General features: G+C 64.1%; 11 protein-coding genes. 10 read left to right on the top strand and 1 reads right to left on the bottom strand.

Annotated features, from left to right (window positions below):
* The first annotated feature begins 57 nt into the window (after positions 1-57).
* Positions 58-489, top strand: coding sequence for a type II secretion system protein N (locus ACR52_RS28070; protein ID WP_048731556.1), 432 nt, complete (start codon positions 58-60; stop codon positions 487-489).
* On the opposite strand, the gene gspI is transcribed toward ACR52_RS28070, so the two are convergent.
* Complete coding sequence (gene gspI, locus ACR52_RS28065) at positions 476-841, bottom strand: type II secretion system minor pseudopilin GspI (RefSeq protein ID WP_048731555.1); 366 nt, start codon at positions 839-841, stop codon at positions 476-478. The genes ACR52_RS28070 and gspI overlap by 14 nt on opposite strands.
* Before the next feature lie 148 nt (positions 842-989).
* Here gspI and gspG point away from each other — a divergent pair, with 148 nt between their 5' ends.
* The 9 genes from gspG (at position 990) to ACR52_RS28010 (ending at position 23,732) form a co-directional block, all read left to right on the top strand.
* Entirely contained in the window at positions 990-1,439 is a 450-nt protein-coding gene (gene gspG, locus ACR52_RS28060; RefSeq protein WP_048731553.1) for a type II secretion system major pseudopilin GspG, read from the top strand.
* 8 nt (positions 1,440-1,447) lie between these two features.
* On the top strand, positions 1,448-2,338 hold the full coding sequence (gene gspK, locus ACR52_RS28055) for a type II secretion system minor pseudopilin GspK (protein WP_048731551.1): 891 nt from the start codon (positions 1,448-1,450) through the stop codon (positions 2,336-2,338).
* Complete coding sequence (gspL, locus tag ACR52_RS28050) at positions 2,335-3,417, top strand: type II secretion system protein GspL (protein ID WP_048731550.1); 1,083 nt, start codon at positions 2,335-2,337, stop codon at positions 3,415-3,417. The genes gspK and gspL overlap by 4 nt, the downstream gene beginning before the upstream one ends.
* Positions 3,410-3,922: a type II secretion system protein GspM gene (gspM, locus tag ACR52_RS28045; RefSeq protein WP_048731549.1), complete on the top strand. Its 513-nt coding sequence runs from the start codon at positions 3,410-3,412 to the stop codon at positions 3,920-3,922. Before gspL ends, gspM begins: the two co-directional genes overlap by 8 nt.
* The gene (gene gspD / locus ACR52_RS28040; protein WP_048731547.1) at positions 3,919-6,252 is read left to right on the top strand and encodes a type II secretion system secretin GspD; all 2,334 of its coding nucleotides are present in this window, start codon (positions 3,919-3,921) and stop codon (positions 6,250-6,252) included. Before gspM ends, gspD begins: the two co-directional genes overlap by 4 nt.
* Before the next feature lie 472 nt (positions 6,253-6,724).
* Complete coding sequence (gspE, locus tag ACR52_RS28030) at positions 6,725-8,143, top strand: type II secretion system ATPase GspE (protein WP_048731543.1); 1,419 nt, start codon at positions 6,725-6,727, stop codon at positions 8,141-8,143.
* Positions 8,143-9,354, top strand: coding sequence for a type II secretion system inner membrane protein GspF (gene gspF, locus ACR52_RS28025; protein WP_048731542.1), 1,212 nt, complete (start codon positions 8,143-8,145; stop codon positions 9,352-9,354). Before gspE ends, gspF begins: the two co-directional genes overlap by 1 nt.
* 455 nt (positions 9,355-9,809) lie before the next feature.
* Positions 9,810-10,994, top strand: coding sequence for a substrate-binding domain-containing protein (locus ACR52_RS28015; protein ID WP_048731539.1), 1,185 nt, complete (start codon positions 9,810-9,812; stop codon positions 10,992-10,994).
* A gap of 183 nt (positions 10,995-11,177) precedes the next feature.
* Positions 11,178-23,732, top strand: a complete 12,555-nt coding sequence (locus tag ACR52_RS28010; RefSeq protein ID WP_048731537.1) for a filamentous haemagglutinin family protein — start codon at positions 11,178-11,180, stop codon at positions 23,730-23,732.
* Positions 23,733-24,226: the final 494 nt, after the last annotated feature.

The raw sequence follows: 24,226 nt of genomic DNA, 5'->3' as shown, positions 1-24,226 counted from the left end.
AAAAACGTGCGAATTGCCCTGTACGCTAGTGCCACGGACAAACAGGAGGTTCTCCCCATGGCATTCCCCCTTGGTTTTTCACCCGCCCATGGCGTGCAGGCCCTGGCATTGCTGGCGGCTTTGGCCGGTGTTGCAATATGGACGCCGCTGCTGCTCACCTCCGCCGAATCCCATACGCCCTCAGTCACGTCCCAGGCCTTGGCGGCGCGTAGCGATAACCCGGCGTTGCAATGGTTTGCCAATGCGCCGATGGCATTGCAGGTCAAAGTGACCGGGGTACTCGCCGGCGCACGCGGTGCAGTGGCGATTCTCAGCCTCAACGACGGCCCGCCGCGCAGTTTTTTGTTGGGTGAACGCCTCAGCCCGGGTGTACGGTTGACGGCCATCGAAGGCGACGGCGTGGAGGTCGAGCGCGGCGGCGAGAAGCTGCGCGTCAAGCTCGACAAGTTGCCGGATGGGCCCGCCTTGCCGCTGCTCACTCGACCCTGACCTGCGTCTGCAGGCGAGCCAGGGGCGGCGCCTCGCGGCTGGCGTCCAGCACCTGCACGTTGACCTGGAACAGGCGGCCATCGCCCGTGAGCGTCTGCTCGCAACGCAGTTTCAAGCGGCCTTGATCACAGTTGAACGTCTTTGTGCCGTTGCTGAAACGCCCCTCCAGTCGCAACTCCGCCAGCCGACTTTGCGCCGCCAGCAACGCCATGGACTTGTCGCGCAACAGCCCGTTGCCCTGGGTCATCAACCCGGCCACACGAATGGCTGCCGCCATGGCCACCGCGATGATCGCCAGCGCCACCAACACTTCAATCAGGGTGAAACCTTGCTCGTTGCGACGACCGCACATGGCGTTCTCAAAACCCGGAAACAGGCCCGCAGACTAGCGCCGTGAGTTGACCGATTGGCGACCGAACCTCCCGAGGATTTTCAATACGACTGACATGTGTTCTTGCAACACTGCGCCACGAAATACACCCAAGCCAAGGAATGTCGAGATGGATATCGCACGCCTAACGTCCCCACTGCCAGGCCCTCGCGGCCAGCGTGGCTTCACCCTGATCGAGATCATGGTGGTGGTGGTCATTCTCGGAATACTCGCGGCGATGGTGGTGCCCAAGGTGCTGGATCGCCCGGACCAGGCACGGGCCACGGCGGCGAAACAGGACATCGGCGGCTTGATGCAGGCGCTGAAACTCTATCGCCTCGACCACGGCACTTACCCCAGCCTCAACCAGGGCTTGAAAGTACTGGTGGAGCGCCCGGCAGATGCGAAGAACAGCAACTGGCGCGCTTACCTCGACCGCCTGCCCAACGACCCATGGGGCCACCCTTACCACTACCTCAACCCAGGCGCCAACGGTGAGGTCGATGTGTTTTCCCTGGGGGCCGACGGCCAACCGGATGGCGACGGCGTAAATGCCGATATCGGCTCCTGGCAGTTGTAAGGCGCCTGATGAAACGGTATTCGCCCGCAGCGGCGAAGCAGCGCGGCATGGCGATCATCAGCGCCTTGCTGATCGCCGCCGTGGTGGCGGTGATCGCAGGCGCCATGCTGACGCGCCAGACCGTCTTCACCCGCAGCCTGGAAGCCGAGCAGTCGCGCATCCAGGGCGAGTGGTTGTTGCAGGGTGGCCTTGAATATAGCCGCCAGATGCTCTGGGACGCGCGCCAGAAGGACGTGCTGACCCGCCTCGATCAACCCTGGGCCCGCGCCCAGGGCGGTGTATTTGTGGGGCGCATTGACGACGAGCAGGGCAAATTCAACCTGCGCAATCTGGTCAACCGCCAGCAGCCGGATGCCGAGCAGTTGCAGAGCTTCGAGCGCCTGTGCCGGCTGATTGGCGTTGATCCGGCCGTGAGCCGACGTATCAGCCGGCGTGTTATCGCCTCCTATGATCAGCGCGCCGGCAACGATCGACTGCCCGCCCACTACCCGATGCTGCGCAGCCTGGATGACTTGAGTGGTATCGAAGGGCTTGACCCGGTGCTGCTGCGGCGCATGCAAACTTACCTCAGCGTGCTGCCCCGCACGACCTGGGTCAACGGCAACACCGCCAGCGCCGAAGTGCTCAGCGCCGTGGTGCCGCAGCTCAGCCTGTCCCAGGCCCAGGCGCTGGTGGCCGAGCGCGACAGCGGGCACTGGTTTATCAACCGGGGCGATTTCGTCAACCGTCTGCGTATGCCTCAACTGGCCGTGGATACGGTGCAAGTGGGTATCACCAGCGAGTGGTTTCGTGTGCACGGCCAGGCCCGCCGCGAGCAACGCCGGGTGACGATCGACGCGCTGTTGCATCGCCCCGAAGACCGTCAGCCCCAGGTGATCTGGTCACGGGTGGGCGTATGAAACGCTTGCGCATAAGCTTGCCGCCACTCGATCAACTGACCGCTGAAAGCCGGGTGAAATTTGCCTGGCTGGACCGTGGCGTGGTGGTCGGCGAAGGCCATGAGCGCCTGGCCCAATTGGGTAAAAATCGCCAGGCCGTGGACTGCTTTCTGCATCCCCGAGACAGCCTGCTGACCAGCCTGGAGCTGCCGCCGTTAGCGCCTGCGAAAACTGCTGCGGCTGTGGCCTGCGCGGCGCAGGCGCTGATCCTGGGCCCGGTGGACCAGATGCAGGTCGCCCATGGCCCGCGTGAAAACGATGGGCATGTGCAGGTGGCCTGGGTGCCCAAGGCCGGGCTCGCGCAACTGAGCCACGTGTTGGCGCAGGTGCAACTGAAGGTGCGCGGCGTCTACCCGGCGCCGTATGCCTTGCCGGTTGGCGCTGCGGCGCTGGACGAAGGGTTTTTGCTCACGCGACAGAGCCTGCAACAAGCGGCTGTGCATCCGCTGGGGCAGCAGGCGTTGGACGAAGGGCTGGCGGTCCCGCTGGTGGATGACGCGCTGCGCTGGAGTGGTGCTGTGCCCGCCTGGGGTTTGCATGGCCGCCTCAACCCACCCACGACCGAGGGATGGGGCAGGGCGCTGGCCTGTGTTGCCTTGGCCACCGCTGTCTGGACCCTCGGCCTGAACCTCTACGCCGCCCGCCAGGTGGACGAAGGCCAACGGCTAAAGGCCGGGATGAGCCAGCAGGTGCGCCAGGCCTTTCCCGAATTGCCGGTGGTGCTCAACCCCTTGCAGCAGGCCCGTCAACAGTTGGCTGCGCGGCAAAACGGCGCTGGCGCCGACCCTGGCCAGCGCTTCACCGGCCTGCTGCGAACCGCCGGCAGCACCCTGCCGTTCATGGTCGGCAGTGTCGACAGCCTGACCTTCGAACAGGGGCGCTTGCGCGTCGGGTTGCTGGCCGACAGCCGCAGCCCGGCGGTGGCTGGCGATTGGCAGGCCGCCCTGGCCCAGGCCGGTTTTGCCGCGACCCGTGATGACCACGGCTGGACCCTCGGCCCGGTGGAGACAACAGAAAAACCGGGAGCCGGCGATGAATAAATGGCGCCGTTTGCGCGGCCAGGCCCAGGTGTTCTGGAGCGGCTTGGCCCTGCGTGAAAAACGCATGTTGACCGGCGCCGGCCTGGTACTGGCGAGTCTGCTGACCTGGCTGGTGCTGATTCAGCCACCCTTGAAGAAGATCGCGTATTGGCAGGCTGAAACACCCAAGTTGCGCGCCCAGGCCGACGCCTTGCAAGGGCTGTTACAGGGGGTCGCCGCACCGCGTCTCGCTGACGAAGCCGCGCTGCGACAAACCCTGGATGGCGCCGGTCTGCAAGGCCGCTATCAGGTGCAGGCACTGGAGCCTGGCGGCTGGCGCCTGACCTTCGACAACGCCCCGGCCGATGCCGTGGTGGACTGGTTACTGGGCAACCCGCGTGCGTTTTCCCTGGAGGTGTCCGAGGCGCGCTTGCAGCGTAGCGCGGATGCCGAAGACAACTCGGCCGGCACTGTGTCCGGGACCGTTCGCATGGATCAGGCGCTTGGCGCTAAGGAAGCTTCATGAAGTGGTCAGTCTCCAACCCTGCGCCTTTTCACAAGGTCGCGCCGCTGCTGTTGCTGGCGCTGAGCGCGTGCAGCACCAGCCAGTCGCCCACGCCGCCGTTGCTGGTGGACAGCGAACTCGGCCAGCCCCTCGCCGACACCCGGCGTAGTGCTGATACCGTGCTCGACCGCCAACGCGAGCTGGCGCCCAAGCCACGCGTACAACACCCAGTGACCAACAGCGCCCGTGGCCATGCCCCGGCCGCCGTCAAGGCGCGCAACCCGCTGGGCGACCAGCCGGTGCAACTGAATTTTGTCGACGCCGATATCCAGGCGGTGGTGCGCGCGCTCTCCCGTGCCACCGGCCAGCAGTTCCTGGTCGACCCACGGGTAAAGGGCAACCTCACCCTGGTCAGCGAAGGCCAGGTGCCGGCGCACCAGGCCTACGACATGCTGCTGGCGGCGCTGCGCATGCAGGGCTTCAGCGTGGTCGACGTGGGCGGGGTGGCGCAGGTGGTGCCGGAGGCCGATGCCAAGTTGCTCGGCGGGCCGATCTACAGCGCCGGCAGCAGCGGCATGCAGACCCGCACCTTTCGCCTGCAATACGAAAACGCAGTGAACCTGATCCCGGTACTGCGCCCCATTGTGTCGCCGAATAACCCGATCAATGCCTACCCCGGCAACAACAGCATCGTCATCACCGACTACGCGGAAAACCTCGCGCGGGTGGCGCAGATCATCGACGGCATCGACACCCCCAGCGCCATCGACACCGATGTGGTGACAGTGCAGAACGGCATTGCCGTGGACATCGCCGCCATGGTCGCCGAGCTGCTGGAAACCCAGGGCGCCGACCAGACCCAGAAAATCAACGTGGTCGGTGACCCGCGCTCCAACTCCATCATCATTCGTTCCGGCAGCCCCGAGCGTACGGAGCTGGCGCGTAACCTGATCTACAAGCTTGATAACGCCCAGAGCAACCCGAGCAATATGCACGTGGTGTACTTGCGCAACGCCCAGGCGGGCAAATTGGCCCAGTCGTTGCGCGGGCTGCTGACCGGCGAGAGCGAGTCCGGGGGCAACGACGAGTCCCGTGGCAAGCTCAGTGCCATGGGGGGCAACAGCCAGAACACTCAAGGCAGCGCTGCACAGAACAGCAGCGGTACGCCCACCGGCAACGGTGTGCAACCGGTGTATGGCCAGGACAAACAAGCGACCGGCAGCACCCCCAACGATCAAAGCACCGCGTTCAGCGCCGGCGGTGTGACGATCCAGGCGGACGCCACCACCAACACCTTGCTGATCTCCGCGCCGGACCCGTTGTACCGCAACCTGCGCGAAGTGATCGACATGCTCGACCAGCGCCGCGCCCAAGTGGTGATCGAAAGCCTGATCGTCGAGGTCAGCGAAGACGATGCCAGTGAATTCGGTGTGCAGTGGCAAGCGGGCAACCTGGGCGGCAAGGGCGGTTTTGGTGGGGTAAACCTGGGCGGCAGCGGCCTGAATGCCACGCCCACCAGCAAGACCAGCATCGATGTGCTGCCCAAGGGCCTGAATATCGGCCTGGTGGATGGCACCGTGGATATCCCGGGGATCGGCAAAGTGCTCGACCTCAAGGTGCTGGCTCGCGCGTTGAAGAGCAAGGGCGGCACCAACGTGCTGTCCACGCCGAACCTGCTGACCCTGGACAACGAGGCGGCGAGCATTTTTGTCGGGCAGACCATTCCGTTTGTCACGGGCAGTTATGTGACCGGTGGTGGCGGCACCAGCAACAACCCGTTCCAGACGGTGCAGCGTGAAGAGGTGGGGCTCAAGCTTAATGTTCGGCCGCAAATTTCCGAGGGCGGCACGGTGAAGCTGGATATCTACCAGGAGGTCAGCAGCGTGGATTCGCGGGCGTCGGTGGACGCGGGCACGGTGACCAACAAGCGGGCGATCGATACCAGCATTTTGTTGGACGATGGGCAGATCATGGTGCTGGGCGGGTTGTTGCAGGACGGCTACAGCCAGAGCAATGACGCGGTGCCGTGGTTGTCGGATATTCCGGGGTTGGGCGCGTTGTTTCGCAACGAAAAGCGCAGTGTGAGCAAGACCAATTTGATGGTGTTTTTGCGGCCCTACATTATTCGGGACAGTGGGGCGGGGCGCAGTATTACGTTGAACCGCTATGAGTTTATGCGTCGGGCGCAGAGTGGGTTGCAGCCGGAGCGCAGTTGGGCGATGCCGGATGTGCAGGCGCCGCAGTTGCCTTCGGTGGAGAAGGCGATTCCGGGGGCGCAACAGCAGCAGGGGCCGCGGGCGGTGATCAGGGCGGTGCCGGTGCCGGTGCCGGTTTCGGGGGCGCGGCCGTGAGCTTTTTGGCCGAGTACATATCCGTTCCTTTGGTAATGGCCGCTTATGGTTCCGCTCTTACAGCGGGTCACTTTTGGAAGGACCCAAAAGTAACCAAAAGGTCCTCGCCCCACCACTCGGCACCTCGCCTAGGCTCGGTGTGCCCGAACGCAGGCTTTGGAGCGTGGGCCGCCGCCATGGGCCATCCCTGGCCCAGGGCGGCTAACCCGGCGTCCTGCCGGGTTACCCACGCTCCAAAGCCTGCGTTCGGCCAGCGTGGTTTAACGGGGCGCCGAAGATCAAGAGCAAGATCAAGATCAAAAGCGGCTCGCTTCGCATCGCTGATCTCGCTGATCGTTCCCACGCGCGGCAAAGGAATGCCGCCCCGGACGCTCCGCGTCCTGACGTCGACGCCTATCTCCAGCCCTGCGCAAGGTGACGCGGAGCGTCACGGGATGCATTCCTTTGCTGCGCGTGGGAACGAGGCAACGCCATGAGTCTGCTGCCTTACGCCTGGGCCAAATCCCAACGCATCCTCCTGCGTCCCGGCGATGACGGCATGCTGCTCACCGTCTGCCCCTCAACCCCCGGTTGGTCGATCAGCGAAGTCCACCGCCAGTTCGGCCAGTCGCGCCTTGAACACGTGCGCGACGACGAACTCGATGGCCTCCTCGCCAGCGCTTACGCCGACACTGGCAGCGCCGCCGCCGTGGTAGGCGCCGCCGAAAACGAAGTCGACCTCGACCGCCTGATGCAGGACATGCCCGAGATCACCGACCTGCTCGACACCCAGGACGGCGCGCCGGTCATTCGTATGATCAACGCCTTGCTGACCCAGGCCGCGCGCGACGAAGCCAGCGATATCCATATCGAACCCTATGAAACCCATTCCGTGGTGCGCTACCGCGTCGATGGCACCCTGCGTGACGTGGTGTCGCCGCGCAAGGCGCTGCATGGCGCGCTGGTGTCGCGGATCAAGATCATGGCCCAGCTCGACATCGCCGAAAAACGCTTGCCCCAGGACGGCCGTATCGCCCTGCGCGTGGCCGGGCGACCGATTGATATTCGTGTGTCGACGGTGCCCACCGGGCATGGCGAGCGCGTGGTGATGCGCTTGCTCGACAAGCAGGCCGGGCGCTTGCAGCTGGAAACCCTCGGCATGGAGCCGCAGTTGCTGGCGCGCCTCGACACGCTGATCCGCCAGCCCCACGGCATTGTGCTGGTGACCGGGCCGACGGGCAGCGGCAAGACCACCAGCCTCTACGCCGCCCTGGCCCGGCTGGATGCGAGTACCAGTAACATTCTCACCGTCGAAGACCCGGTGGAATACGACCTGCCGGGGATCAGCCAGATCCAGGTCAACGCCAAGATCGACATGACCTTCGGCTTGGCCTTGCGTGCGATTCTGCGCCAGGACCCGGACATCATCATGATCGGTGAAATCCGCGACCTGGAGACCGCGCAAATCGCGGTACAGGCCTCGCTCACCGGCCACCTGGTACTGGCGACCCTACACACCAACGATGCAGTGTCGGCGGTCAACCGCCTGATCGATATGGGCGTCGAGCCGTTCCTGTTGGCCTCGTCATTGCTGGGCGTCTTGGCCCAGCGCCTGGTCCGCCGCCTGTGCCCGCAGTGCAAGCAGGAAGACCCGGCCGCGCCCGGCACCTGGCGCCCGGTGGGTTGTGCGCAGTGCAACCAGACGGGCTACAGCGGCCGCACCGGTATTCATGAATTGTTCTGCATCGACGACGACCTGCGCAGCCTGATCCACCAGGGTGCCGGCGAGCAGGATCTGCGCCTCGCCGCACGCCGTGCTGGCATGTTCAGCATGCGTGAGGACGGCGAGCGCTGGGTGCGCAGTGGCACCACCGCCGCCGAAGAAATCCTGCGTGTGACACGGGACGCCTGATGAATCGCTATCGTTATGAAGCCGCCGACGCCAGCGGCAAGGTCGAGGCCGGGCACCTGGAGGCGGACAGCCAGAGCGCAGCGTTTGCCGCGTTACGCAGCCGTGGCCTGACCGCGCTGCTGGTGCAGGTCGAAGGCAATCAGCAGGCAGCGGGCGGCAGTAGCTTGTTCAGCGCCAAGCTGTCGGACAACGACCTGGCCTGGGCCACGCGGCAACTGGCGAGCCTGCTCGGTGCCAGCTTGCCGTTGGAAGCGGCGCTGAGCGCCACGGTGGAACAGGCCGAGAAAAAGCATATCGCCCAGACCCTGGCCGGTGTGCGTGCCGATGTGCGCGGCGGCATGCGCCTGGCCGATGCGTTGGCGGCGCGGCCACGGGACTTCCCGTCGATTTACCGCGCATTAATCGCGGCGGGGGAGGAGTCCGGTGACCTGGCCCAGGTGATGGAGCGCCTGGCCGACTACATCGAGGAACGCAACAACCTGCGCGGCAAGATTCTCACGGCGTTTATCTACCCCGGTGTGGTAGGGCTGGTGTCCATCGGCATTGTGATTTTCCTGTTGAGTTACGTGGTGCCCCAGGTGGTCAGTGCGTTTTCCCAGGCGCGCCAGGACCTGCCGGGGTTGACCCTGGCGATGCTCAACGCCAGCGACTTTATCCGCGCCTGGGGCTGGCTGTGTTTTGCCGGCATCGTGGGTGGTTTCTGGAGCTGGCGCCTGTACTTGCGCAACCCCGTGGCGCGCCTGAACTGGCACAGTCGGGTACTGCGTTTGCCGCTGATCGGGCGCTTTGTGCTGGGCCTGAACACCGCGCGGTTTGCCTCGACCCTGGCGATTCTCGGCGGCGCCGGCGTGCCGCTGCTGCGCGCTCTGGAAGCGGCGCGGCAAACCCTGTCCAACGACCGCCTGAGCCAGTGCGTCAACGATGCCACGGCCAAGGTGCGCGAGGGCGTCAACCTGGCCCCGGCGCTGGCGGTGGAAAAAGTGTTCCCGCCGGTGTTGATCCACCTGATCGCCAGCGGCGAAAAAACCGGCTCGCTGCCGCCGATGCTTGAGCGTGCGGCGCAGACCTTGTCGCGGGATATCGAGCGCCGCGCCATGGGCATGACCGCGTTGCTCGAACCCCTGATGATCGTGGTGATGGGCGCCGTGGTGCTGGTGATCGTGATGGCGGTGCTGTTGCCGATCATTGAGATCAACCAACTCGTCACCTGAATGTGGGAGGGGGCTTGCTCCCGATAGCGGCGGGTCAGCAACAACTGAGGTGACTGACCCACCGCTATCGGGAGCAAGCCCCCCACAGTTGAACCGTGTTTCTTCAACAAAATTGTCTGGCATCCCGATGCGACATGCCCAACCTCGGGTTCCTCATTCCGTCACATCCAAGCCCCCTCGCCACAGCCCGCCCGGCCTTGACGAAATCCCCGCTGAAACCTCGCTGTCACCTGCGTCGAAACCGCTCAAAACCATGACTAAAACACCCGAGAATCTTTTTAAAAATCAAGCCCTTCCTCCCGAGGTTTTTTCCTATAACCGTCATCGGAAACTGCGACTTTCTCTCCATGGTTTTCACCCCCAGCCACCCCCGCAACATGGCTTGGGACCGGAGCCATAGCGTCATGCAAGCGCCATCTACCCCAACGTACAAACACGACGAAAGGAGCTTCTTCATGTTTAAGCGCAACGTTCTCGCGGCATCCATGACCCTCGCTGCACTGTGCTCGGCACAGGCTGCAATGGCTGACATCAACGGCGGCGGCGCGACTCTGCCACAGCCGCTGTACCAGACTGCCGGCGTGCTCACCACAGGCTTCGCCCCGTACATCGGCGTGGGCAGCGGTAAAGGCAAAATCGCTTTCCTGAACAACGACTATAGCCAGTTCGGCACTGGCGCCACGAACGTGCACTGGGCTGGCAGCGATTCCAAACTGTCGATTGCTGAACTGCTGGCTTACAAAAATGGCCACCAAGCTGCCTGGGGCAAATTGATCCAGGTGCCTTCGGTTGCCACTTCGGTTGCCATTCCGTTCAACAAGGCCGGCACCAACGCGGTTGACCTGAGCGTTAACCAACTGTGCGGCGTGTTCTCCGGTCGCTTGAGCGACTGGAGCCAGATCACGGGTTCCGGCCGCACGGGTGCCATCAAAGTTGTTTACCGCAGCGAATCCAGCGGTACAACTGAACTCTTCACCCGCTTCCTGAACGCCAAGTGCACCGAAGCCAAAGCGTTTGCCATCACCACAACCTTCTCTTCGAGCTACGGCAACGTGGCAAATAGCGTGCCGGCCGGTGCCGTTGCTGCTAACGGCAGCCAAGGCGTGATGACTGCGCTGAACGCTACGGACGGTGGTATCACCTACATGAGCCCGGATTACGCCGCAACCACATTGGCCGGTCTGGACGACGCCACCAAAGTGGCCAAGGTCGCCGGTGTTTCGCCTGCGCCTGCCAACGTTTCCACCGCCATCGGCCTGATCCCGGCGCCAACCGAAGCGCGCGCTGATGGCTCCTTCATCGACGCCACCGTCCAGGACAACTGGGTGCCGGTCTTCGCGGCCACGGCCAGCGGTGCAAGCACCTTCGCTTACCCAGCCAGCGGCTACCCGATCCTGGGCTTCACCAACGTGATCTTCAGCCAGTGCTACGCCGACGCGACCCAGACCACTCAAGTGCGCGCCTTCTTCGCCCGTCACTACGGTGCTTTCAGCAACAACGACACCGCCATCAACAACAACCGCTTCGTACCACTGCCAAGCAACTGGAAAAAAGCCGTGCGTGACACCTTCGCCACCGCTTCCAACGCGCAAGGCATCGGCAACACCAGCGTCTGCAACGCCATCGGTCGTCCGCTGTAACCCAAGCTTTCAACGACCTGCCACACCGATCAGCAACGGCTTGTGCCGTTGCTGATTTTTTTGCGTACCCGCTCCATGTGAACTTTGCATGACAGAAGTTCAGTCGTGCCCCTCGCCAACCGCCTAACTCCCATACGTGAGCCTGTCTTGCCCCTGGGCGATAACAAAGAAGGAAGATTCCCGATGGTCCGCTGCAAACCAACGCTTAAGCTGAATGCCCAAGGCCCGAGTGCCCAGGCTGTGTTGAGCCTCAAGCCCCTGGCTCAGGCCATTGCCCTGTTGATGGTGGCGGGCAATGCCCAGGCGGCCACGGCGTTCAGTTCCGGCTGGTTTGCCGACAAAGGCGCGACCCAGGCTGCGACGGCGGCGCGGATCAGTGCCGGGCAGGTGCCGGGGATTCCGACGCTGAACCAGCAGGCGCAGGTCAACCAGCGGTTGGCGCGGTCCATCAGCACGCTGAACACCAGCGTCGCGGCGATCGCCGCGCAGCAGGCTGCCCAAGCGGCCGGCCGGCAGGCTGCGTTCGGCCAGGTCTCGACTATTCCCGACGGCTTGGGTAAGGGCGGCCTGCAGGTCGACAACAGCCTGACCCAGGGCTGGACCAACGCCAAAGGCCCGACCCAAAGCCAGTCGGGCGGCAACACCACGGTGACCATCGAGCAAACCGCCGACAAGGCGATCCTCAACTGGCAGACCTTCAACGTCGGGCGCAACACCACTGTCGATTTCCAGCAGCAGTCCAGTTGGGCGGTGCTCAACCGCGTCAACGATCCCGACGCGCGGCCCAGCGAGATCCAGGGGCAGATCAAGGGCGCCGGTACGGTGATGATCATCAACCGTAACGGCGTGATCTTCAGCGGCACCAGCCAGACCAACGTGCGCAACCTGGTGGCGGCGGCAGCGACTATTACCGACGATCAGTTCACTCAGCGCGGCCTCTACTTCGACACCAATGGCACCCAACCGACTTTCACCGAGGCGGCGGGAAAGGTTGAAGTGCAGCGCGGCGCGTTGATCCAGACCCACAACGCCGCCACCTCCACCGATGCCGGTGGTTATGCCTTGCTGCTCGGCACCGAAGTGGAAAACGCCGGTACCATCATTACCGCCAAGGGCCAGGCCACCCTGGCGGCCGGTGACAGTTTCTACATTCGCAAAGGCGTCGGCACCGCCGGCAACGACCGCTCCACCACCCGTGGCAATGAAGTTGCAACCAGCCTCAAGGCCGGCAGCGCTGCGGGCAAGGTCACCAACAGCGGCCTGATCATGGCCTCTACCGGCGACATCACGCTCACCGGGCACCAGGTGCAGCAAAATGGCGTGGCATTGACCAGCACTTCAGTGGATGCGCGCGGCACGATTCACTTGCTCAACTCGGCCTCTGACAACACCGGCAGCGTGACCCTGGGCGAGGGCAGCACCACGGCGATCCTGCTGGACGCCAGCGGCAGCACTGCGCTGAATAGCCAGAAGAATAACGGCCTGGTCAACCTCGATGGCAAGCCCGCCAACCTGACCACCGGCCAGTTCAACAACCTTAGCGCGGTGGCCGACCGCACTGACCAGTCGCGTATCGAGATCGTCAGCGGCGGCACCGTCGACTTCCAGAAGGGCTCGATCACCCTGGCCACCGGCGGCCAGGTGGCGGTCAGTGCCGGCGGGCGCAGCCTGGTACGCGATGGCGCGATGATCGACGTGTCGGGTGCGGTCGGCTTCAAGGTGTCGATGGAAGCCAACAACATCAAGATCAACGTGCAGGGTAACGAGCAGCGCGATGCGCCGGTCAACCGTGAAGGCGGGCAGTTGATCAACAACGATGTGTGGGTCGACTTGCGCGAACTGGTGTTTGTGCCGGCGGGCACCAACGGCTATGCGACAGACCGCTGGTACACCGGCGGCGGCTTGCTGGAAGTCGGCGGCTACCTCGGCACCCAGGGCCACTCGGTAGGCGAGTGGATGGCCCAGGGCGGCACCGTGACGTTTACTGGCAAGGACGTGGTGACCCAAAAGGGCGCGCAGATCAACCTGTCGGGCGGCACCGTGGATGTGCAGGCCGGTTATATCCAACAGACTTGGCTGAAGGGGCCCGATGGGCGTTTGTATGAAGTGTCCAAAGCGCCGGGAGATATTCTCTACTCCGGCTTTTACAAGGGCTTTGAAGACACCAGTAAACGCTGGGGCCAAACCGAGTACTACTACAACCCGATGATCGCCTCGCAACGCCGTTACGAGGCCGGTTACAGCGTGGGCCGCGATGCCGGTAAGTTGGTGGTCGGCACCACCAGCGCGGTGCTCGAAGGGCAGTTGATCAGCGACGTGTTCCAGGGCGATCGGCAGACCCAGGCGCCGAACATCAACCTCGATGGTTACCAGCAGTCGCAGAAAGCCATGGCCCAGCGCGCGCAGTTGATCATCGGGCAGTACACGCCGATCTATAACAAAACCACCGGCACCTTGCGCTACGCCCTGGGCGCCAACGCCGACGACGTACTGATCGCAGGCAACACGCAAAAAATCGCCGATGGCCTGGACCTCACCACCGCGTTGTCGGCGGATCGCCGGGGCAAAATGGTGCTCGACAGTGACCAGCTCAACGGCTACCAGTTGGGCGCAATCAAGGTCGGTGCCAAGCAGATTACCGTCAATGGCGCACTCAAGGTGACCGACGGTGGCGACATCACCCTGTTTGGGCCAGAGCTCCGGGTCAACGCCAACTTGACCGCCCAGGGTGGCAGCATTAACGCAGGTAACATCCTCAATCAGGTCAACCTCGATAAAGGCAATGCCGTCAGCGATGTGTTCCTGGCGGGTAGCGGGCGAGTCTATGTGGCGGCAGGCGTCAAGCTGGACGCCAGCGGCCGCTGGAACAACCTGCCGCTGGACCCTTCCGCCACCGATGGCGTGGCGTATCTGAATGGCGGCAAGGTGTCGCTACGTGGAACCGGCGACGTCAACCTGGGCGTCGGCAGCCTGGTGGATGTGTCCTCGGGGGCAGCCATCGGCCTGGATGGCAAGTTCACGGGTGGCAAGGGTGGCAACGTGACCCTGGGCTCCCTCGGCGACCTGGCCCTGGACGCAGAGATCCGCGGCTACGGCGTCAGCGGCGGCGGCACCCTGGCGCTGCAGGCGCGCAAGGTGCAGATCGGCGACAGCGCCACGGCCGCCGCCGCCGGCACCTTGAAACTCTCCGGAGGCTTCTTCGATAAGGGCTTCTCGGCCTACGACATCACCGGCAACGAAGGGCTGATCGTCACCGACGGCACTCAGGTCGATGTCACCCTGCCGGCCTATCGCGTGGGCGCACAGGCATCGACCACGCCGACCGGCAGCGACCCCGCCACCGCGCTGGAGCGCTGGACGCCACCGCTGTACCAGGAAGACGCCGCCAATGGCGTGCTGACCCAGCGCCGTGGCGCGGGCTTGAGCCTGAACGCCGGCAACCTGAGCACCACCGACGCACAACGGGCAACCACCGCCCTGACTGTGGGCCAGGGCGCGGTGATCACCGTCGACCCCGGCCAGGCCATCAACCTGCGCAGCGTCGGCCAATTGACGATGGACGGCACGCTCAATGCCTGGGGCGGCAGCGTCAACTTGGGGGGGGTGGAAGCCCCTCCAGAGGTGTTGGATCAGGCAGACCCTCTTGGCCATGGTCGTTCGATTTGGCTCGGCGAACACGCGTTGATCGACGTTTCGGCCAGGGCTGCGACGGCCGTGGACAACCGTGGCCGCACCTACGGCTTTGTGCACGACGGCGGCACCATCAGCCTGGGCGGCACGCTTGACCTGGCGACCGGCATCGCCGACGCCAGTGATGTGTTTGTGGTGGTGCGTGACGGTGCCCGTTTGGAAGCATCGGGGGCCCAGGCCCTGTTGAATGTTCCGGGGCAGGGCGCGGTGCAGGTGGCCAGCAATGGCGGCAGCATCAGCCTGGCCTCGCTCAATGGCCTGTACCTGGACGGCAGCTTTGTCGCCAGGGCCGGTGGCGCCGGCGCGGCGGGTGGCAGCCTAACCGTGGCGTTGGAAAGCCCGAACTACAACCGGTTTAAAGCCACTGATCGGGTGCTCAAAGGCCGTGAATTGCTGATCAGCCAGATGCATCAGCGCCACACACTCGCGGACACCGCCGAGCAGGCCGCCGACAGCCTGGAATATGGGCATGGGCGGCTGGGGATCGATCAAATCAACGCGGGCGGTTTCGATAACCTGGCGCTGATGAGCAACGGCCTGATGAGTTTTGATGGCGATATTGCCTTGCACATGGGTCAGAGCCTGCGCCTGTACAGTGCGGCGTATAACCTCAGCGAAGGCGCTGGCGGCGCCTCCCGGGTGAACCTGTCGGCGCCGTATGTGTTGCTGGCCGGCATGTCGACACCGGGCCTGGACTCCTTCGTGCGTCCAGTGATCAACCTTCCAAAACCATCGCTGCGCGCAACCGAGGCGCAGTTTAACGTCGACGGCAACCTGATTGATGTGCGGGACAGCGTGCTGTTTGGCGTCAAGGGCAGCCTGCGTCAGGCGGACCAGAGCCTGGTGAGTGTTGAACGTCGCGGTTTTGATCAGGTCAACCTGACCAGCCAGGGCGACTTGCGTTTCCTTGCAGGCGCCAATGAAAACGCAGTCGCCGTGGGTATCAGTACCCAGTTGCTGACCCAGGGCGATATGACCTTGCGGGCGGCGCAGTTGTATCCGGCCACGGGCGCCAGCGCGCGGATCATCGCGGGCTATCAGAGTGAGATCAGCGGTTTCAACATCACGTTTGACCCTTCGCGTACGCTGACCATCGGCCGCACCGGCAGTGCTGATGCCCCCGTGCCGTACTCGGTATTCGGCCGCCTGCAACTGGGCGCCGCGACCGTTCGCCAAGGCGGTGTAGTGCGCGCGCCCTTAGGGTTGATCGATATCGGCAGCACGGGCAGCAGCCTTGTGCAGTTGCTGCCAGGCAGCCTGACGTCGGTGAGCGGCAAGGGGCTGGTACTGCCCTACGGCGGCACCCTGGATGGCCAGGTGTACAAGTACGACGGCAAGACGGTGACATTTCTCGGCCAGGGTGGCTTGGCAAGCCGTGATGGTGACCTAAATGTCGGGGTCATTCTCGGTGGCAAGACGATCAGTGTGCTGCCGGATGCCACCCTGGACCTGTCGGGCGGTGGCGAGTTGTTGGGCGCCGGGTTTGTGTCGGGGCGCGGAGGTTCCACGGATGCGCGCTACAACCCGTTGGTGCAGTTTGGTGCCAACGGTGGGTTTGTGCTGCCTGGCCTGTCCACCAACCCGATCTACGCGATTGTGCCGGGCGTACAACCCGGCGCGGCGCCAGTGGCAGCGGAGGGCGGCGCCGTGTCGCCGTTGATCGGCCAGCAGGTCACCGTCGGCGCGGGTGTGCCGGGGTTGCCGGCGGGCACCTACACCTTGATGCCGTCGACTTACGCGCTGATGCCGGGGGCGTTTCGCGTCGAGATCAACGGGGCGGCGGGGCTTGGCAGCGACGCCGCAGCCACGCTGATGCGCAATGGCTCGTGGACCACCTCCGGGCAGCTGTCGATTGCCCATACAGGGATCAGCAACAGCGTCGCCAGCCAGCTTATCCTGACGTCGGCTGATACCTTGCGTCGTTATTCCCAATACAACGAAACCAGCTACGCCCAGTTCGCCCGAGCCGACGCGGCCAGGCTGGGTGTGCCGCGCCCGATTCTGGAGGCGGATGCCAAGACCTTGAAGTTGGCGTTGCGCCCTGGCGGCGGGGCCGATGCCTTTACCTTTGCCGGTATCGGGCATTTTGATGCTGCGGCCGGCGGCTATGGCGGTACGGTGGCGGTAGTGGGTCCAAACCAGAGCGGTATTGAGGTGGTCGCGGCGGATCGGTCGGCGACCACCGGCTTCGCGGGTATCACCCTTAAAACGGATAGCCTCAACGCATTGGGCGCATCACGGCTGATAGTGGGTGGGATGACGGCGGTGGAATACGGCCAGTCCGGCAACTTTATTTACTTGGCGGGTGGGGCTAATGGCGCCAACAGTCCTGTTACCTTGCGTGAAGGCGCAACGCTGGCTGCTCCGGAAGTGTTTCTGGTGAGCGGCACTGGCGCAATCGTCGTCGAGCAGGGCGCTTCGATCAACACCCTTGGCCGTGGCAAGGCCAGCTACGATGCCCGTGACGGCTTTATCTACCAGGTCGCCAACATGCTGGCGATGTCCAACGGACTGCTCAATGTCATTGGCTTGGCGCAACCAGGGGGAGTGGTCAGCGGAGGAATCAACCTCGGTGCTTGCACTAACGGTGCATGCAGCGGCCAGACCGGCTTGTATTCCGACGGCAGCATCGTGGCCCTGACCGACAGCACCTTCCAACTGGGCGACCAGGTGCGCTACGGCACTCGCCACCTCAACCTGGGTGTCAACACCATCAACCTGGGCAGCGTCGAAGCCCTCGCCGCCGCTGCCGCCGGGAATCGCTTGCCGGCGGGCCTGATGCTGACCCAGTCCCTGCTCGACCGCCTGCTGCGCGGTGATACCCAGTTCGGCGCCCCCGCCCTGGAAACCCTGCAACTCTCGGCCCGTGACGGTTTCAACTTCTACGGCAACACGGCCCTGGACACCTACGACCCGCTCACTCGCAAATCGCTGTTGAGCAACCTGATGCTGTCCACCCCGGCGCTGTATGGTGCTGGCGGCGCCAGCGATGTGGCGACGATCCATACCGCCAACCTGATTTGGCTGGGCGCGATCACTGCGCCAGGCGCCGTGGTGGCGGGCGGTGCGGGCACCGGCAGCGGGCGCCTGGATATCAACGCCGAGCGTATCGAGTTTGGTTATGGCGCGTTTGGCCAGCCGAGCAATGTGAAAAGCTTCGACCGCCTGGCGCTGGGCTTTGCCAACGTCAACCTCAATGCCAGCGAGCGCATCACCGCCAACCATAAGGGCAGCCTGTCGGTGTATCAGCAACAGGGCGCCTATGACCCGGTCAAAGGCTTCCAGTACAGCGGCGGCAACCTGACGATCCGTACCCCGCTGATGACCGGCGAAGCCGGCTCGGTGAACAAGATCACGGCGGGCGGCGCGATTGATATCGGTGCTTCGGCGGGCCCCCGTGGTACCGCCAGCGGCCAGGGCGCCGAACTGTCGCTGCAAGGCGATAGCATCCGCCTGGCCAGTGCGGTGGTGCTGCCCAGTGGCAAGGTGAGCCTGAGTGCCCGTGGCGACGTGGTGTTAACCGACGGTGCCTTGATCGACGTGGCCGGTCGCGCCATCGCCTTCAACGATGTGACCCAATACGGCTGGGGCGGCGACGTACTGCTGGACAGCCGCAGCAGCATTTTCCAGGCGGCGGGCTCGACTATCGACCTGTCCGCCAAGCATAACCAGGCCGGTAAATTGCACGCGGTGGCGACGGACGCGGCCGGCGGCATTGTCGACCTGCAAGGCAAGATCCTCGGCGGCAGCAGCGGTGATTACATGGCCGGCGGCACCTCCTTGCCGTACCAGGCCGCGACCGTGGAAATCCAGGCCCAGCGCCTGGGCAGCGATGGCTCCCTGGACCAGCAGTTTGCCGACCTCAACCAGCGCCTGAACCAGGGCGAGGTCTTCGGTGCCCGCAGCTTCCAACTCAAGCAGGGCGACTTGACCATCGGCAACGGCCTCAAGGCCGGCACCATCAGCGTGTCGGTGGACAATGGCAGCCTGCGCGTGAACGGCCGGGTGGATGCCAGCGGTGCGCGCGTCGGCAGCATCACCCTGGCCGGCAAACACGGCCTGACCCTTGACGGCACGGCGGTGCTGGATGCCCATGGCAGCACACTGCGGGTGGACAGCTACGGCAAGATCATCGATTCGCCCAACCGGGCCATGGTGGTGCTGAACTCCGGCACCGGCCAACTGACCCTGGCCGATGGCGTACGCATCGACCTGCGCCACGGCACCGCTGGCGCCGCCGGCAACGACGGGCGCAATCGCGGCACCCTGGAGTTGAACGCGCCGCGGCTGTTCAACGCCGACGGCAGCAGCAATGACATTGCTGTCGACGCCAGCGGGCGCCTGGCGATTCAGGGCGCGCGCTCGATCACCCTCAATGGCATGGCGACCTATGACGATGCCCCGGAAAAAACCGACCCGACCGCCAGCGGCCGGCCGTATCAGGCAATCACTCAGGATTACCTGAAGAAAAAGGACGATCTGAGCGTCAAGTTCATCAATGCGGCATTGCTCAACAACAACCTGCTGCAAAACAAGCTCGCCGGGTTGAACAACGCAACCTACGCCGACGCCTTCCACCTGCGCCCAGGTGTAGAAATCGTCAGCAAGACGCCGGACGGCGACCTGGTGGTGCAGGGTGACCTGGACCTCTCCGGTTTCCGTTACGCCAGCCTCAACCCACATAGCCAGAAACACGACAGCGTTTACGGTTCCGGTGAGTCCGGCAGCCTGACCCTGCGTGCCGGTGGCGACCTGAACATCTACGGCAGTATCAATGATGGCTTTGCCCTGCCGCCCGAGACGGTGGACGACAAAGGCTGGGTGTTGCTGCCGGGTGTCGACCCGCGAGGCGGCGCGACTGTGGTGCCCGACAACGGCGTGACCCTGGCCGACGGCACGGCCTTCCCGGCCGGCGTCACCCTCAATTACGACGTGCCCATCAAGGGCCTGACCGTAGCTGCCGGTACGCGCTTGCCGGTGGCCGCGACATTGGGCCAGGACCTGGTGCTGCCGGTGGGCACTGTTTTGGCGGCTGCCGTGCGCGATGCCGGTGGCAACCTGTTGTTTGCCGCCGGCACCTTGCTCAGTGAGGCTCAAACCCTGGTCGCGGGCACCCAACTGGACGCCGGCACACTGTTGACCCAGGGCACCCGTTTGCAGGACATGATCTGGCCAAAAGGCGTGCCGCTGCCCACAGTGCACCAGGCGAACCTTGCCCAAAACATCGTCTTGCTCAACGGCAGCAAGGACTTGCCCAAGGGCGCGTTGATTCCGGGCGGCACCGATGTGAAATTGCCGACCAATGTGGCGTCGGTGCAATTGCGCACTGGTGGCAGCGGTCAGCTGTGGGCCATTTCGCCGATGCTGGCCGAAGGCAGCCAGTCGTGGTCGTTGCGCCTGGTGGCGGGCGCCGATACCGAGGCGGCGGACAGCCGTATCCTGCAAGCCCATCCACGCAGCGGTAACTTGCAACTGGCCGACAGTCACTACGGCATGTTTGCCAAGGAGTTGCCGGCCAAAGGCGTGCAAACCTGGACGGCACAAGCGGTTATAGATTTGGGCTTCGCTGGTGTGATCGTCAAAGAGGGTGATCCGATCGATCAGGCGATACTCGACATTCTTGAACAGGGATCGGTTGAGGACTTCTGCGCGGCCACCCCGGAGTACTGCAAGCCCAAGGTCACCTATGTGTTCACGCAATACGCGGTCGATGACCTGGCCAATAACGGCGTCATCGTCACGGTCGGCACTGAGATGACGGATGCGTTTTTCCAGAGCATTGGCTACCCCGCCGTGGATGAGGTTTGCGCCACCGCCCCCGATTATTGCCTGATCAAATCGGCTAGGGACTACGCCGCCACGCCATCGAGCACGCGCTTCAGCGTGATTCGCACCGGCACTGGCGATCTTGAGTTACTGAGTGCGGGCAACCTGAGCATGGACTCGTTGTATGGGGTCTATACCGCCGGCACCTCTTCTGCCGCCACCTACCAGGGCGATCCCTACAACCAACCCAAGGCGCAACTGAGTGGCGCGGACCCGTTGGTCAAAACCGTGCTGGGCGATCCGGGCAGCTTCTTCGAACAGTTCGTCAACGGTACTCCTACCAGCCGGTACCGGGCCTGGTACCCGGAGGCAGGGGGCAATTTGACGATGAACGTCGGCGGCGACCTGACCGGGGACATCACCAGCCCTGCTTTAAGCTTTGCGCGTCCCAACCCTAAGGATAAGGGGCTGGACTCGGCAGACATCGGCAACTGGCTGTGGCGCCAGGGCAGCGCCGATGTGGCAACAGGCGGGCAGCCACAACCGACGGCCTGGTGGATCAACTTCGGCAGTTACGCCAGGGCTGGAACTGCAGACCAAATGGTCGGATTCACCGGCTTCGCCACCCTGGGTGGCGGCGACCTGGAGGTGAATGTAAACGGCAACGCCGGGGTCTTGAACACCCTGGGCTATAACGTCAACCACGACGAAGCCAACCCGCACAGCCAGGGTCTGGTGCTGGCGGTGGGCAGCACCGGCCGAGTGGCCAGCGACGGCAGCCTGCAGTTGACCGGCGGGGGGGATTTGCACGTGCGCATCGGTGGCAACCTGAACCCCGCCAGTGAGTCAGCCACCCAGGATCATCGTGACGGCATGCTGGTCAACCTTCGGGGTGACGCGCAGTTGCGCAGCGCCACCGTGGGCAGCGTCGATCTGACGTACGGGAGCACGGGCTCCACGCAAAGTCCCGGAGAGCTGCGTGCCTACGACCCGCTGGTCGCAACCCGTGCTATTGCTCGCGGCGGGATGACCCTGGTGCCGGGTGATGCCACGTTCAACCTGCAGGCCCTGGGTGACTTGGTGGTAAAAAACGTCGAAGATCCGGGCCGGGCACTGCCCCCGCATGCCTCGCCGTTTGCACAAGGTGCCAATCCGGGGACTGGCTCCAGCTGGTTTACGTTGTGGACCAAGGGCACAGCCATTGACCTGTTTTCCCTGGGTGGCAACCTGACGCCCTTCACCCAATCCGATAGAGCGTTGGCCGATCTGGCAGTGATTTACCCGTCAATTGTCCGGGCAACAGCCGCCGGGGGCAGCCTGTATTACGGCAAGGCAGTCGATGTGCAAGCCAAGGACACTTCCTATACGTTCCCGTTGCTCCTGGCGCCTGGCGAAAATGGTCAGTTGCAGTTTTTCGCCCAGCACTCCATTTACGGCGCTGACATGCCTGTCAGCCAGTCCGGTTCGGCACTCACTGCGATGGCAACCCCTTGGCATCCGGCGTTCGAGGGCCGCGTTGGCGGTCAGGTCGTGACCAGTAACCTGGCCGGTAATGGCAACGGGGCCGGTCAACCCTTGTTCGCGTTTGGGCCTGGCACCGCAACAGCGTCAGCCGTGGGTGGCAGAGAACCGGCGCGCTTCTACGCCATAGACGGGGATTTGGTCGGGGTGAGCAGTGGCCGGATTATCACCTTCAGCACGAATCAAAAAGACCTGCATGTAGGTCAGACCTGGTATGAAGGGAACGGCCCGGTGTGGATGATGGCCGGGCGGGATATCGTCAGCGGTGGTCGCAGTTTCGGCGTTGATATACCCCTCTCGGGCGTGGTCACCACGGGCAACCTGTTCATTCACAACACCCCCAACGACATCTCCATCGTGTCGGCCGGGCGCGACATTCTCTACAGCAACTTCCAGGTCGCCGGCCCCGGCCTTCTGGAATTGTCGGCGGGTGGCAATATCCTGATGACCGGCGCCGGCAATGCGGGCGAGTCCAGCGTGACCAGCCTCGGCGCGATTGTGCCGGGCGACAACCGCCCCGGCGCCGGTATCGTGATGCAAGCCGGCGTGGGCCCCAACGGCCCGGATTACCGCCGATTCGTCGAGGCTTACCTCGACCCGATCAACCTGGCGCAACCCGGCGAAGCGTTGTCGATCCAGGGCAGCAAAGTCGCCAAGACCTACGAAAACGAACTGGTCACCTGGCTCGCCGAGCGCTTCGGTTTCGTCGGCGACAGCGAACAGGCCCGCGCCTACTACGCCGCGCTGCCGGCGGAGCAGCAACGCATCTTCGCCCGCGACGTGTACTTCGCCGAACTCAAGGCCGCCGGCCGCGAGTACAACAGCGATGGCAGCGTGCGCCAGGGCAGTTACATCCGTGGTCGGGCGGCGATTGCCGCGCTGTTCCCGGACAAGGACGTGGCCGGCAACCCGATCACCTACAAAGGCGATATCACCCTGTTCGGTGGCTCGGGCGTGCACACCAACTTCGGCGGCTCGATCCAGATGCTCACCCCAGGCGGCAGCCAGACCTTTGGCATCGAAGGCGCGGCGCCGCCGTCCACAGCGGGTGTGATCACCCAGGGCGCAGGCGATATCCAGCTGTATTCCCTGGGCAGCATTCTGCTCGGCCAAAGCCGCATCATGACCACCTTCGGCGGCTCGATCATGGGCTGGACCAGCGGGGGCGATATCAACGCCGGTCGTGGCTCCAAGACCACCGTGGTGTACACGCCGCCCAAGCGCGTCTATGACAACTGGGGCAACGTGAGCCTGTCGCCGTCGGTGCCGAGTACCGGTGCGGGGATCGCCACGCTGAACCCGATCCCGGAAGTGCCAGCGGGGGACATCGACCTGATCGCGCCACTGGGCACCATCGATGCAGGCGAGGCGGGCATTCGTGTGTCGGGCAACGTCAACATCGCCGCTTTGCACGTGGTCAACGCGGCCAACATCCAGACCCAGGGCAAGTCGTCCGGGGTACCGGTGTCGGCCACCGTCAACACCGGCGCCATGAGCTCGGCCAGCGCGGCAGGGGCGGCGGCGTCCCAGGCGGCGGAAGACGCAGCGCGCAGCCAGCAGGCGGCGGCCAAGCAGGGCAGGGCGTCGATTGTGACGGTGGAGGTGTTGAGCTTCGGTACGGAGCCTGTGCCGCGTGATCCACAGCAGAAAACCTCCGGCTATAACCCCAACAGCCCGGTGCAAGTGCTGGGCGCGGGGCCGCTGAGTGAACAGGCGCGCGCGCAGTTGACGGATGAGGAGCGCAAGCAGATCAGTTTGTAAGGTTTTAGAAGGGACCTCTCGATGTACCGTTTGGGGCGATCAGTGATCGCCCCTTTTTTTCGTCTGCTGTTGAGGCAACTGTGAAGCTGTTGTGGCGAGCGGGCTTGCCCCGCGTTGGGCTGCGAAGCAGCCCCCAAACCATGCACTGAGGATTACCTGGCACACCGCGATGTTCTTATTGGGGCCGCTTCGCAGCCAGCGCGGGGCAAGCCCGCTCGCCACAAATGCCTCCCTCACAATTCAAAATGAAGCTTTCATGACAAAAGTTCGGTAGCGCCCAGCCACTCCCGTCTTGCCTATGTAACGCGCTGGAGGCGGCCACAAGTCGCCTCCCCAGCCGTCGGCAGCACGCCAGGAGTGGGGTAAATGGGAACTATGGAACGTTACTCGAAAGTCGGCATGCAGGAGCTCGATCAGCGCCTGTCGAAGATCGTCGAAGCCGCGCGCAAGAAGCCGGTTTCGGTGTACCGCTACGGCGCGCCCTGGGTGTGGAT

This window comes from Pseudomonas fildesensis, assembly GCF_001050345.1.
Lineage (GTDB): Bacteria > Pseudomonadota > Gammaproteobacteria > Pseudomonadales > Pseudomonadaceae > Aquipseudomonas > Aquipseudomonas fildesensis.
Note: the sequence above shows the minus strand (reverse complement) of the source record. Positions and strands in the feature narration are given on the sequence as shown.